This is a genomic window from Agrobacterium sp. ST15.16.055, from assembly GCF_027956555.1.
In the GTDB taxonomy this organism is placed as follows: Bacteria; Pseudomonadota; Alphaproteobacteria; order Rhizobiales; family Rhizobiaceae; genus Agrobacterium; species Agrobacterium salinitolerans.
Map to the genome: position 1 here is coordinate 138438 of NZ_JAQKGN010000004.1, position 16535 is coordinate 154972.

The 16535-nt window shown below is 59.7% G+C and carries 14 protein-coding genes; 5 read left to right on the forward strand and 9 right to left on the reverse strand.

Annotated elements, in window-relative coordinates; translation table 11 throughout:
* Positions 1-113: 113 nt before the first annotated feature.
* Positions 114-1007 (reverse strand): helix-turn-helix domain-containing protein, encoded by an 894-nt coding sequence (locus PL599_RS08805; RefSeq protein WP_202048355.1) that lies wholly within the window; start codon positions 1005-1007, stop codon positions 114-116.
* Positions 1008-1224: 217 nt separating this feature from the next.
* Here PL599_RS08805 and PL599_RS08810 point away from each other — a divergent pair, with 217 nt between their 5' ends.
* Positions 1225-1401, forward strand: a complete 177-nt coding sequence (locus tag PL599_RS08810; RefSeq protein ID WP_077983957.1) for a hypothetical protein — start codon at positions 1225-1227, stop codon at positions 1399-1401.
* Positions 1402-1556: 155 nt separating this feature from the next.
* Here the strand turns inward: PL599_RS08810 and katG are convergent, their stop codons facing one another.
* A complete protein-coding gene (gene katG / locus PL599_RS08815) occupies positions 1557-3728 on the reverse strand; it encodes a catalase/peroxidase HPI (RefSeq protein ID WP_269824317.1) in 2172 nt (723 codons plus the stop codon).
* Between the two features lie 208 nt (positions 3729-3936).
* Between katG and PL599_RS08820 the strand changes: the two genes are divergently transcribed.
* Entirely contained in the window at positions 3937-4845 is a 909-nt protein-coding gene (locus tag PL599_RS08820; protein WP_173991637.1) for a hydrogen peroxide-inducible genes activator, read from the forward strand.
* Between the two features lie 27 nt (positions 4846-4872).
* Here PL599_RS08820 and PL599_RS08825 read toward each other — a convergent pair whose 3' ends face one another.
* Positions 4873-5415 (reverse strand): NUDIX hydrolase, encoded by a 543-nt coding sequence (locus PL599_RS08825; protein WP_269824315.1) that lies wholly within the window; start codon positions 5413-5415, stop codon positions 4873-4875.
* Between the two features lie 113 nt (positions 5416-5528).
* On the opposite strand from PL599_RS08825, the gene PL599_RS08830 reads away from it, so the two are divergent.
* The 3 genes from PL599_RS08830 to ku (PL599_RS08840) all read left to right on the forward strand — a co-directional run bounded on the left by PL599_RS08830 (position 5529) and on the right by ku (PL599_RS08840) (position 8054).
* Positions 5529-6173 (forward strand): DUF47 domain-containing protein, encoded by a 645-nt coding sequence (locus PL599_RS08830; protein ID WP_217003945.1) that lies wholly within the window; start codon positions 5529-5531, stop codon positions 6171-6173.
* Positions 6173-7174 carry an inorganic phosphate transporter gene (locus PL599_RS08835; RefSeq protein ID WP_077983442.1) on the forward strand — a complete coding sequence of 334 codons (1002 nt, stop codon included), beginning with the start codon at positions 6173-6175 and terminating at the stop codon, positions 7172-7174. The genes PL599_RS08830 and PL599_RS08835 overlap by 1 nt, the downstream gene beginning before the upstream one ends.
* An 88-nt stretch (positions 7175-7262) precedes the next feature.
* Positions 7263-8054, forward strand: a complete 792-nt coding sequence (gene ku, locus PL599_RS08840; RefSeq protein ID WP_269824314.1) for a non-homologous end joining protein Ku — start codon at positions 7263-7265, stop codon at positions 8052-8054.
* Between the two features lie 12 nt (positions 8055-8066).
* On the opposite strand, the gene ligD is transcribed toward ku (PL599_RS08840), so the two are convergent.
* From ligD to PL599_RS08870, 6 genes are all read right to left on the reverse strand, one after another.
* Positions 8067-10559 carry a DNA ligase D gene (ligD, locus tag PL599_RS08845; RefSeq protein ID WP_269824313.1) on the reverse strand — a complete coding sequence of 831 codons (2493 nt, stop codon included), beginning with the start codon at positions 10557-10559 and terminating at the stop codon, positions 8067-8069.
* 3 nt (positions 10560-10562) lie between these two features.
* Positions 10563-11396, reverse strand: coding sequence for a non-homologous end joining protein Ku (ku, locus tag PL599_RS08850; protein WP_271358989.1), 834 nt, complete (start codon positions 11394-11396; stop codon positions 10563-10565).
* Positions 11393-11680, reverse strand: coding sequence for a hypothetical protein (locus tag PL599_RS08855; RefSeq protein ID WP_269824311.1), 288 nt, complete (start codon positions 11678-11680; stop codon positions 11393-11395). Before PL599_RS08855 ends, ku (PL599_RS08850) begins: the two co-directional genes overlap by 4 nt.
* A gap of 42 nt (positions 11681-11722) precedes the next feature.
* Positions 11723-12616, reverse strand: a complete 894-nt coding sequence (locus PL599_RS08860; protein WP_077983492.1) for an SDR family oxidoreductase — start codon at positions 12614-12616, stop codon at positions 11723-11725.
* Positions 12617-12801: 185 nt separating this feature from the next.
* Positions 12802-15141 carry a bifunctional diguanylate cyclase/phosphodiesterase gene (locus tag PL599_RS08865; protein ID WP_269824310.1) on the reverse strand — a complete coding sequence of 780 codons (2340 nt, stop codon included), beginning with the start codon at positions 15139-15141 and terminating at the stop codon, positions 12802-12804.
* A 187-nt stretch (positions 15142-15328) separates the two neighbouring features.
* Positions 15329-16432 (reverse strand): hypothetical protein, encoded by a 1104-nt coding sequence (locus PL599_RS08870; RefSeq protein ID WP_142913900.1) that lies wholly within the window; start codon positions 16430-16432, stop codon positions 15329-15331.
* Positions 16433-16535 lie beyond the last annotated feature (103 nt).

Genomic DNA, 16535 nt, shown 5'->3' on the forward strand with positions numbered 1-16535 from the left:
CTATATTAGCAATATTTTTCAAAATATTGCATATATTTCCTAACACATCACGTCATCCTCGGGCTTGTCCCGAGGATCTGACCAGTTCGCATCAAGACACCGATCTCGCCCCGTCAAAGCAGCTTGTGCAGACGTCGCCAGGCGGCGGGCGTGTTGCCCACGGACTGACGGAAAGCCTTGGTCAGATGGGCCTGATCGGAAAAGCCGAGCTGGGCGGCGATATCGGCCACCGTCAGATCGCCTTCTAGCAGAAGTTTCTGGGCGGCATTGATGCGCCGCTCCAATTGCCATTGCAGCGGCGTCTTGCCGGTGGTCTGGCGAAATACGGTGGCGAACCAGCTTTCCGAAAGCCCGACGATATCGGCCATCTCGGCAACCGTCATACGGTCGTCTCCACGTTTTTCGACCTGGGCAAGAAGCTTGTTCAACTGCGCCTGCGTCAGCCTGCCATTAGCCTGCTCCGGCGCTGGGCCGGGAATATCCAGCAGGCCGGCAACGATGCTGCCGACAAGACTTTCCGCATAGACCGCATGTTTCGAGGGTTCGGAGAGCTCATCGACAAGCAGGCCGGCAAGGGTTTCCACCGAACCGATGTCCTGTATCTCGACCGGGCGACGCAGCGCCGACATCGCCGCGGAACTGCCGACCGACGGTGACAGGAAGCGCAACAACCGGTCCTTATGAATATGCAGGTTGAGATGCGAGAACCGATGGGTAGCGCTGCTGCTCGTCCACATCGGCACGCCGGCGGGCACATAAACCGCCCGTGTCATCGGCCGCGAATGGTTGGTAAATTCGCCATTGCGGTTGGACATGCTGATGCGCGAGGAGACATCGTTGAAAAAGATCATGATACGCGGATCGGCGGCCAGATAATAACCCTTGGCTCCCATCTGGCTTTCCGCTTCCCAGAAAGCACTGACCAGCCCGTCGAACTGGCGCCATTTCACCGGCGCGGTGACGCTGATGCCTTCGGTGTGCCAGGTCATGGAATGCCAGAAACTCAATACGGGTACCGTCCGGTTGTCGGGTCTGGATCGGGTGAAATCAAAAGACAGGCGCACCACGCCAGTCATCGCGCTCCGCCCCATTAACATGACTTATCAATTCATGTTAATAGCAAAGATCGTTATAAAGTGAAACATTCGCTGCGGCGACCGCGCTGGAACCTCTGCTCATGACGGCCGTTGAACTCCTGACAGAAGTGCAACAAGGGAGATTACCATGGACAGCAAGAAGGAACCGGGCGACTTCGCAGACAAGAAGCGCGAAGAGAACGGCCGTGGCGTGATCGTGGCTGGGCCGGACGCGCATGAAAACGAGAAGGACGGCAAAGCCCCGTCGCCAGACGCCGGAAAAACCCCGACCGGTAAACCGGTTCCGTCCTCGGACCGGCGATAGGAAAACCGTCCGCGCAAACAAGATAATGCGGGCCTATAAGGCGTCCAGCAATCTTGCGCCGTCACGGCAAACGTTGCGCCTTGGCGGTCGATAGAACGAAAAACACCTCCCCGATTTCTCGGGGAGGTGTTTATTCTTAAACAGCCGGATTTTTCTTACAGAAGGTCAAAACGGTCGGCGTTCATCACCTTCGTCCAGGCGGCGACGAAGTCACGCACGAATTTCTCCCTGCTGTCATCCTGCGCGTACACTTCCGCATAGGCGCGCAGGATGGAGTTCGAACCAATGACGAGGTCGACGCGGGTCGCCGTATACTTGGCTGCCCCGGTCTTGCGGTCACGAATCTCATAGAGATTGTTGCCGGTCGGAACCCAGGAATAGGCCATATCCGTCAGCGTCGTGAAGAAGTCCGTCGTCAGCGCGCCGGGCTTGTCGGTGAACACGCCATGGCCCGTACCGGCGTAATTGGCGCCGATGACGCGCAGGCCGCCGATGAGCACGGTCAGTTCCGGCGCGGTCAGGCCCAGAAGCTGTGCGCGATCCAGCAGCAGTTCCTCAGGGCTGACGACATAGTCCTTCTTGACCCAGTTGCGGAAACCATCCGCCAGGGGCTCAAGCGGGGCAAAGCTGTCGGCATCCGTCTGCTCGGCGGAAGCATCGCCACGGCCTGCCGCGAAAGGCACGGCAATGTCGAAGCCAGCCGCTTTCGCCGCCTGTTCCACACCGTAATTACCGGCCAGAACGATCACATCCGCGATGCTCGCGCCGGTTTCACGGGCAATCGGCTCCAGAACCGAGAGCACATGGGAAAGACGGGCGGGCTCGTTGCCTTCCCAGTCCTTTTGCGGTGCAAGGCGGATGCGTGCGCCATTGGCGCCGCCGCGTTTGTCCGAACCGCGGAAGGTGCGGGCGCTGTCCCAGGCGGTCGAAACCAGATCGGCAACCGAAAGGCCCGACGCCGCGATCTTCGCCTTGACGGCGGAGACATCGTAGCTGGTGGAGCCTGCGGGGATGGGGTCCTGCCAGATCAGGTCTTCCGCCGGAACGTCCGGGCCGATGTAACGGGACTTCGGCCCCATGTCGCGATGGGTCAGCTTGAACCAGGCGCGAGCAAAGACCTCGGAGAAATGGTCCTGATCGTCCTTGAATTTCAGCGAAATCTCGCGGTAGATCGGATCAACCTTCAGGGCCATGTCGGCATCGGTCATCATCGGGATAGTGCGGATCGAGGCGTCCTCGACGTCCACGGGTTTGTCTTCCTCGGCGATGGTAATCGGCGCCCATTGCGATGCACCGGCGGGGCTGTGGGTCAACGTCCACTCATGCTTGAACAGCATGTCGAAGAAGCCGTTGTCCCACTTGGTCGGATGGCTGGTCCAGGCGCCTTCAATGCCCGACACCACCGTGTCGCGACCGATGCCGCGACCCTTGGTGTTCATCCAGCCAAGACCCTGATATTCCGGGCCGGCGGCTTCCGGATCGGGGCTGAGGTTGGCGGCGCTGCCATTGCCATGCGACTTGCCGATGGTGTGACCGCCGGCGGTCAGAGCCACGGTTTCCTCGTCGTCCATGCCCATGCGGGCGAATGTCTCACGCATCTGTGCGGCGGTCGCCAGCGGATCGGACTTGCCGTTGACGCCTTCCGGGTTGACGTAGATGAGGCCCATCTGCACGGCGGCAAGCGGGTTTTCCAGCGTCGCGGGCTTGGTCACATCGCCGTAACGGCCGTCGCTCGGCGCCAGCCATTCCTTTTCGTCACCCCAATAGGTGTCCTTTTCCGGAGCCCAGATATCCTCACGACCGAAAGCGAAACCGAAGGTCTTCAGACCGGCGACGTCATAGGCGATGGTGCCGGCGAGTGCGATAAGATCCGCCCAGGAAATCTTGTTGCCGTATTTCTTCTTGATCGGCCACAGCAGGCGGCGGCCCTTGTCGGTGTTGACGTTATCCGGCCAGGAATTGAGCGGGGCAAAACGCTGGTTGCCGGTGTTGGCGCCGCCGCGACCGTCAGTCACGCGGTAGGAGCCCGCCGCATGCCAGGTAACACGCGCCATCATGCCGACATAGCTGCCCCAGTCGGCCGGCCACCAGTCCTGGCTGTCGGTCATCAGCGCGCGCAGATCGGCCTTCAGCGCCTCGACGTCGAGCGTCTTCAGGGCTTCGCGATAGTTGAAGGAGGTGCCGAGCGGATTGGTCTTGGTATCGTGCTGATGCAGGATGTCGAGGTTCAGCGCGTTCGGCCACCATTCGGTCACCGATTTACCCGAGGCCGTGTTGCCTCCGTGCATGACAGGACACTTGCCAGCCGGTTTTGAAGTTGCGTCCATTTCGCCCTCCGATGGGTTTGACAATTAAACCAATAATCAATTCGACATGTGCAGCGTGGAAGCCAGAGCCAGCAGTTGGTCATGGGAAACCGTGCAGCGACGCTGGTAACCTCTCACAGCTACAGCCTCTTTCTGTCATGAAGATGACTAACAGCCGGGTTCCATAATTTCCAATTGTATATTCTAAAGGCTGCGATATGCTGAGCTTATGATTGCGCTCTCCATGAAACATCTCCGTTATTTCGATGCGCTGGCCAAGATCGGCCATTTCGGCCGGGCGGCGGAGGCTTGCGCGATTTCCCAACCGGCGCTGTCGCTGCAGATCCGGGAGCTGGAAGAACTGATCGGCGCGCCGCTCGTCGAACGGAGCAGCCGCCAAATCCGGCTGACGGCGCTTGGTGAGGAATTCGCCGAACGAACCCGCTCGATCTTGCGTTCGGTGGATGAGTTGCAGGATCTGGCGCGGGCGCGGCATGGGCCGCTCAGCGGGCGCCTGCGCATCGGCGTCATTCCCACCGTCGCACCCTATCTTTTACCACAGATTATCAAGACACTCACGCGACATTATCCCGGACTGGAGGCCCGCCCGCGCGAGGCGGTGACGCAGAAACTCATCGACGACCTTCTGGAAGCCCGGCTGGACATGGCGATCGTCGCCCTGCCCGTCTCGGAGCCGGCGCTGGAGGAAGTTCCACTGTTTTCGGAGGAATTCATCCTGGTGCGGCCGATGGAGGATGCGGGCATGCCGGTGCCGAGCGCCGACAAGCTGGGCGAAATGCGCCTGCTGCTTTTGGAAGAAGGCCATTGTTTCCGCAACCAGGCCCTTTCCTTCTGCAGCACGACCAATGCGCCGCCGCGCGTGCTGATGGAAGGCTCCTCGCTCTCCACCCTTGTGCAGATGGTCGGCGCCGGCATCGGCGTCACGCTCATTCCGCAGATGGCGGTCGACATGGAGACACGGCAATCCACGGTCTCTGTGTTCCGACTGGCGGAGCCTCGTCCTTCCCGCACCATCGGCATCGTGTGGCGCAAGAGCAATCCGCTCTCGGCGCAGTTCGCCCATATTGCGGAGATCGTCCGCGAATGCGGCCTCCACAAGCTGGCGGCCGCCGCCTGAAGAAATCCACCTCCCTTGTAGCGGGGCCTAGAGCTTTACGCCGCTCTGACGTTTCTTTTTGCCCTTCGGGTGAAAATCGACCAGCAGCGATTTCAGCTCGATATCGCGAACGCGCCTTGCCGCCTCGTCCGGGCGCACCCATTCCAGCAGGCGTTCACCGCGTTCCTTGAAACTGGTTTTCGCCTCCGTCACCTCTATCTGGAACACATCGACCATGCAGGGAACGACATCGCCATTATCGAGCATCTTGAGATAGGTATAGCGGCCGACCGCATTCTTTTTCACCCGGCCGCGCACGCCCGCCTCCTCCCACGCCTCGATTGCCGCCGCCTCGTGCGGCTTCTTGCGTTTCATCGGCCAGCCGCGCGGAATGATCCAGCGCCCGCTGGTACGGGACGTGACAAGGAGGATTTCGACCCCCTCGCCATTGTCGGCATGACGGAAGCAGAGCGCGGCATATTGCTGCCGGAAAGCGCCGGTGAAGAGCTTTTCCGGAACCGCAGCAAGCTGCTGTAACAATGTCAGTGCACGGACCGGGCGGGTTTTCCGGCTTTTCTTGGTGGGTTTCATATCCGTTGATAGTGCTGATTTTCCGGGTTGCATCAATGCCCCGCGTACATTTATGACAGTTTTATGACAATCACCCCCCACAACTAATATAGCGCCATTGAGGGCCAATTCGCATGATGAGTATTTTTCGCAAGCTGATGCCGCGCGAGGACCGTTTCTTCGAGATGTTCAGCAAACATTCCGAAACCGTTATCAAAGCGGCCGAGGCCCTTGACCAACTTTTGAGCGGCATCGACGTCGAGAAGAACTGCGACCTCATCGTCGCGCTGGAACACCAGGCGGATGACATCACCCGCGATGTGCTGCTTGCGGTCAGACGCAGCTTCATCACGCCATTCGATCGTGGCGACATCAAGGATCTTATCCAGTCGATGGATGACGCCATCGACATGATGCACAAGACGGTCAAGACCATCCGTCTTTTCGAGCAAACGGAATTCGATCCTCTGATGAAGGAAATGGGTCATGAGATCGTGCGCGCAGCCGGCCTCATCGCAGAAGCCATTCCGCTTCTCAACAAGGTCGGCACGAATGCGCATCGCCTGTCATCCATCGCCGAAGAGGTGACCCGCGTTGAAGGCCGCTCCGACGAACTTCACGATCTGGGTCTCAAGGACCTCTTCCGCCGCCACGGCGCAAGCGGCAATGCCATGGCCTATATGATCGGCAGCGAGATCTACGGCGAACTCGAAAAGGTCGTTGACCGCTTCGAGGATGTGGCCAACGAGATCAGCGGCATCGTGATCGAGAACGTCTGATGGATGTCGCACTTGCCCTGCCGCTGCTTGTCGGCCTCATCGCCATTGCGCTGTTCTTCGATTTCCTGAACGGTCTGCACGACGCCGCCAATTCCATCGCCACCATCGTTTCCACCCGCGTACTGCGCCCGCAATATGCGGTCGCCTGGGCGGCCTTCTTCAACTTTATCGCCTTCCTGTTTTTTGGCCTGCATGTGGCCGAAACGCTCGGCACCGGCATCATCGATCCAGCCATCGTGTCGCCGCAGGTGATCTTCGCGGCGCTGATCGGCGCCATCGTCTGGAACATCGTCACCTGGATTTTCGGCATTCCCTCCAGCTCGTCGCATGCGTTGATCGGCGGGCTCGTCGGTGCGGGATTTGCCAAGGTGGGTTTCAATTCCATCGTCTGGTCGGGCCTGCTGAAGACCGTGGGGGCGATCTTCATGTCGCCGGCCATCGGATTCTTCCTCGCCCTGCTTCTGGTGCTGACCGTCTCCTGGCTGTTCGTGCGGCAAACGCCCTTTGCCGTGGATCGCACCTTCCGCGTCATGCAGTTCATCTCCGCCTCGCTTTATTCGCTGGGACACGGCGGCAACGACGCGCAGAAGACCATGGGCATCATTGCCGTGCTGCTCTTCAGCCAGGGGCATCTCGGCGAAAGCTTCTACGTGCCCTTCTGGGTGGTGATTTCCTGCCAGTCGGCCATGGCGCTTGGCACGCTGTTCGGCGGCTGGCGCATCGTTCATACGATGGGATCGAAAATCACCCGACTGAACCCGATGCAGGGTTTCTGCGCCGAAACCGGCGGCGCGCTGACGCTGTTCGGTGCGACATGGCTCGGCATTCCGGTCTCCACCACCCACACGATCACCGGCGCCATCGTCGGCGTCGGCGCTGCCCGCCGCGTCTCGGCGGTGCGCTGGGGCCTTGCCGGCAATATCGTCATCGCCTGGATCGTGACCATGCCGGCGGCTGCGCTGATCTCCGCTGCGGTTTACGGGCTGACCTCGCTGTTCTGATAGCTGCATAACGCCGCTACGGGCCGCTTCTCCCGGAACAAACGCCGCCCTTGGCTGTTGTTCCGGGAGATCAACGTGGATCGCGGACATGGCACGGCAGGTTTTTTGGAAGGGTTATTTGAAGCTGTCGCTGGTGACGGCCTCCGTCTCGCTGACACCCGCGACGACGGAAGGCAACAAATACAGTTTCCACATACTCAATCGCAAAACCGGCAACCGGGTCGAAAGCCGGTATGTCGACAGCGTCACCCATAGGCCGGTCGCCGCGAAAAACCAGGTGAAAGGTTTTCCACGCTCCGAGGACGATTACGTTCTGCTGGAGGATGACGAAATCGATGCGGTGGCGCTGGAAAGCACCCGCACCATCGATATCAAGACCTTCGTGCCGAAAGGATTGATCGACTGGATCTGGTACGACCGTCCACATTTCCTGCGCCCGGAAGACAAGATCGGCACCGAAGCCTTCAGCGTCATCCGCGAAGCCATGAAGGTGAACGATGTTTTCGGCATTGCGCGTCTGGTGATCTATCGCCGCGAAAGGGCTGTGCTCCTCGAGCCTTCAGGCAAGGGCATCATCCTGTGGACGCTGCATTATGGCGAAGAGGTACGCGAAAGCATCGACGCCTTGGAGCCGAAGATGAAAATCGACCGGCCGCTGCTGGACGCCATGGAAAAACGCATCGGTAAACAGGTGACGGGTTGGAAGCCGGCTTTGGTGCAGGACCCCATTCAGAAAAAGATCAAGTCCCTGCTGAAGTCCAAGGGCGAGGAGGTCTCCTCCTCGAAAAAGAAAACCGGCACGAAGGCACGCAGCGGCGGCAATGTCATCAACATCATGGATGCCCTTAAGAAAAGCCTTGCTTCCGAAAAAAGAAGCTGAGGCTCAATGCCTTCAGCGGGCCTTTTTCGGAAGTGTCTCGGCAGCAGTAAAAAAGCCGTCCCAAGGGTCTTTTTTCAGTGCGGAAAGGCGCGCGGCGAAATTGTTGACGGTGAAATGGGCCGGGCCGATCTCGGCCGTCAGCTCCGACCATTCGAGCGGCGCTGAAATGGCCGCCCCTGGCCGGGCGCGCGTCGAATAGGCGGCGACCGCCGTATTGCCCCGGCCATTGCGCAGATAATCGATGAAGATACGGCCCTGCCGTTTCGCCTTGGTGGCGACGGAGAGATATTTCTCCGGTTCGGCCTTCGACATATCCGTTGCCATGGCTTTCGCGAAGGCCTTGACCGGCGCCCAGCCCGCCTGCGGCTTCAACGGTGCGACGACATGCAACCCCTTGCCGCCGGACGTCTTGACGAAAGCGGCAAGACCCGCCTCTTCGAAACGCCGCTTCAGTTCGTGCGCCGCCTCGATCACCGCCTCCCAGGCCACATCCTCGCCAGGGTCGATATCCATGGTGATCATATCAGGCTTTTCCCAGTTGGCGGTGCTTGCCCCCCAGGGGTGGATTTCAAGCGCGGCGGACTGCACGAGCGCCATCAGGCCATCGAAATCGGTGATGCGGATCAGCGGCTCGCCGCCCCGGTCCTTCGGATCCTTGATTTGCTCGATTGCCTTGTTGATGCCGCGCCAGGCGTGTTTCTGAAAAAAACGCTGGCCCTCTATGCCCTCCGGGCAACGCAGCAGCGCGAGCGGCCGGTTGACCACGAAGGGCGCCATGTGCCGCCAGACCTGCGCATAATAGTTGGCCAGCCCCTCCTTTGTCACGCCATCGTCCGGCCAGTAGAGCCGGTCGGGGTGAGTGAACTTGATCTTCGACTGCGGCGCCTTGCTATCCGACACGGCCTTCTCCTCGCGTTCGATCTCCCCAGCCGGCTTGTCTTCCCGTAGACCCCGGAAGGAGGCGTGACGAAGATTGCCATCTCCCGACCATGCGCGGAACTCCACTTCCGCCACCAGTTCCGGCTCCACGAAATGGAGATTGCGGCGGGCAAGCTCGGTGAGCTTGTCACCGAAGGGGCTGCCCTTGCGTTCCAGCGGCTTCAGCCGGCCAAGCAGCATTTCCGCCACGTCGCCCGTATAACCCGTCCCGACACGGCCGACATGACGCAGCTTGCCTTTTTCATAAACACCGAGTGCAAGCGAACCGATGGCTTGGTCCGATGTCGAGGAGACGGTATAACCGCCGATGACGAATTCCTGTCGCATCGAACATTTAGATTTTACCCATTCGCCCTTGCGGCCGGAAACATATTTGCTGTTCCTGACCTTGGAAATGACGCCTTCGAGGCTCAGCCGGCAGGCATGATCCAGAACAATCGCGCCACTTTCTTCGAAATGCTGACTGTAGCGGAGATGGGGATCGCCTGCCGGCAACAGCTTTTCCAGCAGTGCCTTTCGCTCGCTCAATGCCGCAGCGCGCAGATCGCTGCCATCGAGATAAAGAAGGTCGAAGGCATAGAATACGAAGCGGTCACTGCGCCCTTCGCTCAGATCCTTCTGCAAGGCGGAAAAATCGGATGCGCCGTTATCGCCTTCGACAACGATTTCGCCGTCGATCAACGCCGTTTCTGCCGGTAGCGCCGTCAGCGCGGATGCTACGGCATCACCGAATTTTTCCGTCCAGTCGAGCCCGCTGCGGGTCAGCAGCTGAAGCTTGCCCTGATCGGCACGCGCCTGCAGACGGTAACCGTCGAATTTGATTTCATGCAGCCAGCGATCTCCGCTCGGCGGTTTAGGCTTGAGGGTGGCGAGTGCCGGCGGCACGAAAGATGGCATAGCCAGTTTGCGCGCGCCTTTGGGCAGAGCATGCGCCTGTTTCCTGCCGGCGGCCGAAGCGAGGGCCTTTTTCGATACCGGCTTGGAATTCCAGGTATCCTTCGGTTTGGCTGCGACTTCCTCGACACTGCGCCCGGTTTTTACGGATTCCGGCCGTTCTTCGAGAATATCCGCGCCACCATCATGCCTCGCCTCCTCGTCATCGCCCTTGATCAGCAGCCAGTTCTCCCGGTTTTCGCCGGGCTTTCCGTGCATGCGCACCAGATGCCAGCGGCCTCTCAGCTTTTCGCCGTCCAGTTCGAACTCCAGATGGCCTTTGCGATAACCCTTCCGAGCGTCCCCGACCGGCTGCCAAGTACCGCGATCCCAGACGATCACCGTGCCACCGCCATATTGTCCTTTCGGGATGACGCCTTCGAAATCGCCATAGCTGAGCGGATGGTCTTCCACATGCACGGCAAGGCGCTTGTCCTCGGGATTAAGGCTAGGTCCACGCGTCACCGCCCAGCTTTTCAGCACGCCGTCCATTTCCAGCCGAAAATCATAATGCAGTCGGCGGGCATCGTGCTTCTGGATAACGAAGCTCGACCCTTGCTTTTCGGCCTTCGTGCCTTTGGGCTCCGGTGTCTTGTCGAAACTGCGCTTGGCGTTGTAGGTCTGCAATCCCATAGATCAGCTCGCTTTCCGCGGCGCCTTGCGGCCTTTTGCCGTCGCTCTTTTCTTGCTGTCCTTTTCGGCCCCGGCGCTGCGACGCAGGGCCTCCTTGAGATCGATGATATTGTCTTCCTTGCGTGGCGGCTGTTTCTCGATTTCCCGGCCCTCGATCTTGGCTTTCACAAGTTCTGCCAGCGCATCGTTGTAACGGTCGCTATAGTCGGCGGGATCGAAGGTGCCTGCGCGCTTTTCGATGATGTGCCCGGCGAGCTCGAGCATTTCTTCATCGAACTCGATGTCAGGGATCGACTTGAAGACGGATGTCTGCGAACGGACCTCGTAGCTGAAATTCAGCGTCGTCGCGACGAGAGCCTTACCGCTCGGACGGATCAGCAGGACACGGTTGCGGCGGAAAAGCGCCGCTTCGCCGAGAGCTGCGACATTCTCGTCGTTCATGGCTTTCGCCAGAAGCGTCAACGCCTCTTCACCACCCTCACCGCTTGGCGCGAGATAATAAGACTTGTCGAAATAAAGCTTGTCGATCTCGTCACAGGGCAGAAAGTGACTGATGCGGATAACCTTGTCGCTTTCCGGCATCAGCTTTGCGATCTCGTCTCCCTCGATGACGATATGGTCGCCATTGTCGAGTTCGTATCCCTTGACCTGATCTTCGCGAAGAACCGCCTCGCCGGTATCGCTATCGACATATTGCCGCTCGACACGGTGGCCGGTCTTGCGGTTGACGATATTGAAGGAGATTTTCTCCGCCGAGGTCAGTGCGGAATAAAGACCAACTTCGCAGTTGAAATCGGCGAAGGTCAGCTTGCCTCTCCAGCTCGCTCTCCGGTTCATGCTCGTCGTCCCTCGTCATCGCTGTGAGAGGACGTTTCTCCGTGTCGACCGTTGGCCAGAATGCGCTCGATGGCGGGCACGTCCGCCTCTGCCAGAACCGGCACCGGGTCGGACGCCATGGCTTCAAGCACCTCCGGCGACAGCCCGCCATTGCGGATGACCCATTCCATCGCCTCGCGGGTTTGCCGCTCGGCTTTCAACTGTGCATAAAGCGCCAGTATCAGCCGGTCGCGGACATCCAAGCTCTTCAAATTCCTTTCTGAATGGTCTGCCTGCCGTTTCATTTCGAAATCCTCATGGGCTCGTTCGGCATGGCGGGCCTCGCCTCAGGCAATGCCCCTGCCGCCAGTCACACCATAAACCTCGCCATTGATGAAGCTCGCATCCTGCGACGCCAGCAGCACATAAACGGGCGCCAGTTCCACCGGTTGTCCCGGACGGCCGAAATCGCTGTCCTTGCCGAAATTCTTCACCTTCTCGTCCGGCTGGCCGCCGCTTGGCTGAAGCACCGTCCAGAACGGACCGGGAGCAACGGAATTGGCGCGCACACCTTTTTCGATAAGCTGTTTGGCCAGCGCTTTTGTGTAGGCGACGATACCAGCTTTGGTGGTTGCGTAATCCAGCAGGATTGCGGAGGGCTCATATGCCTGGATCGAGGCGGTCGTGATCACCGACGACCCCGGCTTGAGATAGGGAACAGCCGCCTGGGCAATCCAGTGAAGCGCATAAAGATTGGTCTTCATGGTTTGGTCGAAGTCGGCTGTCGACAATTCCTCTATGTCGTCACGATACTGCTGTCTTGCGGCATTGATGACCAGAATATCCAGTCCGTCGAGATCGCCTGCTGCTTTCTCAACCAGTTCACGGCACCACGCCTCATCGGTAATATCGCCGGGCAGCGCCACGGCTGTTCGACCTTCCGCCTCAATCAGCGCCACAACTTCCTCGGCGTCGGCTTCTTCTTCCGGCAGGTAGGAGATCGCCACATCCGCGCCCTCCCGCGCAAACGCGATAGCGACCGCGCGGCCGATGCCTGAATCGCCTCCGGTGATCAGCGCCTTGCGCCCAGCAAGCTTGCCGGCGCCGCGATAGGTCTTCTCACCATGGTCCGGGAAAGGCGTCATATTCGTCACCAGACCAGGCATTTCCTGGGTCGGGGTGGAAAACGGCGGGCGCGGATACTGGCTGCGCGGGTCTTGCGGCTCGAGGCGGTCTGTCATCGCGGTCTCTCCCATAGATAGGTTTATCCATCCGTGGCGCGTTCGCTGACAGGCAGACATACGGCCCGGTCGGGCTGACAGCGGCATGGACGCGCCACACGCTAACCTAACGATCTGCCTTGGCTCTCGTTCCATCGGGCACGGGAAAGGAGGGCGGCGGCACCATTGTGCCGTCGCATGTTTTATCAAACGGGGTGTCTCTTCCGTCTGGCAGGGTTTGCCGCCGGCGCGGGCGCGACATCCGGTTTTCCGAAAAGATAGCCCTGCGCTTGCGCGCAACCCTCATCGACCACCATGCGGTATTGCGCATCCGTTTCAATCCCCTCTGCCGTCACCGGCAGATCGAGGCTGCGGCCAAGGCCGATTACCGCGCGCACGATGGCGCGGGCATTGTCATCGTCGCTCATGGCGGCGATGAAGCTTCGGTCGATCTTGATCTTGTCGAAGGGGAAGCTCTGCAGGTTGCTAAGCGAGGAGTAACCGGTACCGAAATCGTCCATGACGATGGCAACGCCGAGCGCCTTCAACTGGTTGAGGATGATCAGCGTCGCCTTGCGGTCTTTCAAAAGCGCGGCTTCGGTGATTTCCAGCTCCAGCCGGTTCGGCGAAAGCCCGGTCTGCATCAGTGCGGTGCAGACGACATGGCCGAGATTGGCCAACGAGAATTGCAACGGCGAGACATTCACCGCGATCTTCAGATGTGGCGCCCAAGTGCTTGCCTGGCGGCAGGCCTCGCGCAGCACCCATTCGCCGAGCGAGATGATGATGCCGCTCTCCTCGGCAATCGGAATGAAGACATCCGGCGGCACGACGCCGCGCGTTGGGTGCTGCCAGCGCACCAGCGCCTCGTAACCGACCACCTGGCCGCATTCGACCGAAAGGACCGGCTGATAATTCAGCAGCAGTTCGTTGCGATTAATAGCGAGCCGCAAATCCGTCTCGAGCTGGCGGCGTTCGCGCGCTTCCTGGTCCATCAGGGGGTCATAGAAGGCCAATATGCCGCGCCCGCCCATCTTGGCGCGGTAAAGCGCCAGATCGGCGGCATGCATGATGCTTTCATGGTCCTTCCCGTCCCGCGGGAAGACGGCGATGCCGATGCTGACGCCAACGGAAGTCGGATCGTTGGCGACATTCATCTTCAGCGCGAACATGCCAAGTATCGTCTCTGCCAGCAAACGGGCCTCTTCCGCCCTGGTTTGCCGTGCGGTCAGAATGACGAATTCATCGCCGCCGAGGCGGGCGACCACATCGCCTGCCCTTGCACATTCATCGAGAATAGCGGCGACCTTTTTCAAAACACGGTCCCCTTCGGCATGGCCGAATATGTCGTTGACCGCCTTAAAGCGGTCGAGATCGAGCGCCAGAAGCGCGAATTGGTCCTCCTCGTCGCAGAGCTCGATCTGCTGGTGAAGACGGGTCTGGAACATGGTGCGGTTGGAAAGGCCTGTCAGGACGTCGTGGCGGGCGAGATATTCGATTTCCCGCTGCGCTTCGCGCTTTTCCGTCAGGTCGCGAATGGCCATCACCTCGCAAGGATGGCCGCGAAATTCGATCGTGCGCACACTAAGCTCGAATATTTGCGCCTGGCCGGCGCGCTCACGAACCGCCTCCACAGGTGCGTGGCGCGGCAGATAGGCGGGCTGTCCGTCGATGGCCTTGAAAAGATCGTCGGGATTTTGTCCGAGCAGCGACGCTTCCTCCCGGCCCAGAAGGCCGGCAAAGCGGGTGTTAAGCTCCACAATCCGCCCATCGCGCACGACGGCGAGACCATCGAGCGTCGCATCCACAAGCCCCTTGAGATCGACAAGGTAACGATCCACAAGAGCAGCAGCGGCAGTGGTGGACAGGATCAGGAAGGTGACGCCGGAAATGGCGCAGATCATGATCAGCCGGGCGACATTGTCGGGATCAGGCCCGGATACGGATGGATCCGGCGAAAGCACCGTGGCCGACATGGCCGTGAAATGCAGTGCGCAGATCGCGAAGATCGCCGATCCGGCCGGCGCGGCGATGCGCTGCCAGGAGCCGAGGCGACGGAAAAGGAAAAACGCCAGAAGAAACGACACCCAGGCGACCGCAAAACCACCCACCACCGCGCTCCACCGGTAGCTGATCGTGGCGGCGACATCCATTCCGGCCATTCCGACGAAATGCATGACGGCAACCGACAAGGTGATGAGCGTGCCGACGATCACCGGGCTGTGAGCGGCCTGCGAGCGTGTAATGAGCGCAAACCAGAAACCGAAAACGGCCAGAACCGCAGAAAGAGCCGTGAAGGCGAAATCATAACCGATCGGGACCGCACCCTTGTAGGCCAGCATGGCGACGAAATGCGTCGCCCAGACGCTCAGTCCCCCGGCAAAGGCCGCAACCAGCACCCAGTAGGGTTTACGGCCAGCCGGACTTTCTTCCGCGCGCAATAAAAGATGAAAAAAAGCAAACATGCCAAGAAGGCAGATAACAGCCGCGAGAAGCACGACCGCGTGGTCGTGCTGTATGGCAACGCATTCCAGAACCGTGAACATGACGCACTCTCCCAGCCTCTGAAGAACCGCTCAGGATGGCACTATGGGAATGGTTTATTTATAAATCTCTAATGCAACCATTGATAATTGTTTCAATATTTTCTCGCGCACGAAAAAGAAAGCGGGCCGGCGCGCCAGGCTGTCACGCTTATGGCAAACCGACCCGGGAAAATCATCGACCGAAACTTTATTTCCAGCTTCGGTAATCTGCCGCGGCACATCCGAAAGGCGCCGCGCCATCGGCGAAACGCTCCTGCAACCGGGCGCAACCCCATTCGTTAAGCGCCGCCGGCAGCATGTTGTTGATGTCCATTCCGGGCGAGTTGAACTGCGAGGGAGCGCTTGTGACATACCACAGCCAGTAACCGAACACCGCGACGACGATGACGGCGACGATCGCAGCGAAAATGCCCAGTCTGCGCAGCAGGCCCGGTCCCTTCTTCATCGCCGCGGCCTGGGCCGTTGCAGCCTCCTGCGCCTCACTGGCGAGCATCGGGGCAATTGATGCAAGGGCTTCCGCCCTTTCCTGCTCGGTCAGGTCGATCCGCTCCAGCCGGTCGTCGAGCAGAACCGGCAAGGCGCTGTCGCCATGCAGGACCGCCAGCGCCACATCGTGTTTTCCGGTGTGACCAATGACAACGGGAATGCGGCCCCGCTCCAGATGCGCAAAAGATTGCCGCTTGGTTTTATCGTCCCTCACCGTATCGGCATAGGTGACGAAGAGACGGCTGCGTTTTTCGGCAACCGCCGTCAGCGCCACCGGAATGACGGACAAAGGCTCAGGCTTGCGCAGTTGCAGACGAACCCGCAGGATCCGCAGAAGCGTGAACAGCATCGCCAGACTGCCGAAACCGAGAAGAACAACAAACACGCCAAGCGTGATGATGCGGTTCCAGAGCATGTCGAGACCCAGCGAAATCGTTGCGAGTTCCGGGTTCTTCGCGGAGATGACCAGTCCGGTTTCATAATCGCCGGAATGGAAATCGACGAACATGACCTCGACATCTTTCTTGTAGCTTACGCCCGCATGGTCATAGGAAAGATCGGCCTTGCAGGTCGTGAAGATCGCCTTGCGCGTCTTGCAGCTGCCGCTGATATCGCCGTTTTCAATCTCCAGCGGATCTTTGCTGATCTGATAGTCGCGCAATATGCCCGGGCCTTCGGCGACAAGCATGACGACCGTGATGGCCAGAAGCACCGGAATGGAAAAATAATAGGCCGCAGGCGCCGAAATGACGCCGCGTTTGAGGCTCAGCGGCCGCGACGGAAGTTTTATCTGTGCAAGGTTCATTGTCGTCAACGCATTCTTCGGGAGGTGGGTGAGCGGAGTTCGCGACTCTCGCCCGACGGAAGGAACAGTTGCGGGACGGTCTAAACCGATGAAGTCCTTGAGA

Excerpts from the sequence above, each read along its gene's own strand:
- PL599_RS08810 (WP_077983957.1), top strand. The coding sequence starts at position 1,225 with ATGGACAGCAAGAAGGAACCGGGCGACTTCGCAGACAAGAAGCGCGAA.
- katG (WP_269824317.1), bottom strand. The coding sequence starts at position 3,728 with ATGGACGCAACTTCAAAACCGGCTGGCAAGTGTCCTGTCATGCACGGA.
- PL599_RS08820 (WP_173991637.1), top strand. The coding sequence starts at position 3,937 with ATGATTGCGCTCTCCATGAAACATCTCCGTTATTTCGATGCGCTGGCC.
- PL599_RS08825 (WP_269824315.1), bottom strand. The coding sequence starts at position 5,415 with ATGAAACCCACCAAGAAAAGCCGGAAAACCCGCCCGGTCCGTGCACTG.
- PL599_RS08830 (WP_217003945.1), top strand. The coding sequence starts at position 5,529 with ATGATGAGTATTTTTCGCAAGCTGATGCCGCGCGAGGACCGTTTCTTC.
- PL599_RS08835 (WP_077983442.1), top strand. The coding sequence starts at position 6,173 with ATGGATGTCGCACTTGCCCTGCCGCTGCTTGTCGGCCTCATCGCCATT.
- ku (WP_269824314.1), top strand. The coding sequence starts at position 7,263 with ATGGCACGGCAGGTTTTTTGGAAGGGTTATTTGAAGCTGTCGCTGGTG.
- ligD (WP_269824313.1), bottom strand. The coding sequence starts at position 10,559 with ATGGGATTGCAGACCTACAACGCCAAGCGCAGTTTCGACAAGACACCG.
- ku (WP_271358989.1), bottom strand. The coding sequence starts at position 11,396 with ATGAACCGGAGAGCGAGCTGGAGAGGCAAGCTGACCTTCGCCGATTTC.
- PL599_RS08855 (WP_269824311.1), bottom strand. The coding sequence starts at position 11,680 with ATGAAACGGCAGGCAGACCATTCAGAAAGGAATTTGAAGAGCTTGGAT.
- PL599_RS08860 (WP_077983492.1), bottom strand. The coding sequence starts at position 12,616 with ATGACAGACCGCCTCGAGCCGCAAGACCCGCGCAGCCAGTATCCGCGC.
- PL599_RS08865 (WP_269824310.1), bottom strand. The coding sequence starts at position 15,141 with ATGTTCACGGTTCTGGAATGCGTTGCCATACAGCACGACCACGCGGTC.
- PL599_RS08870 (WP_142913900.1), bottom strand. The coding sequence starts at position 16,432 with ATGAACCTTGCACAGATAAAACTTCCGTCGCGGCCGCTGAGCCTCAAA.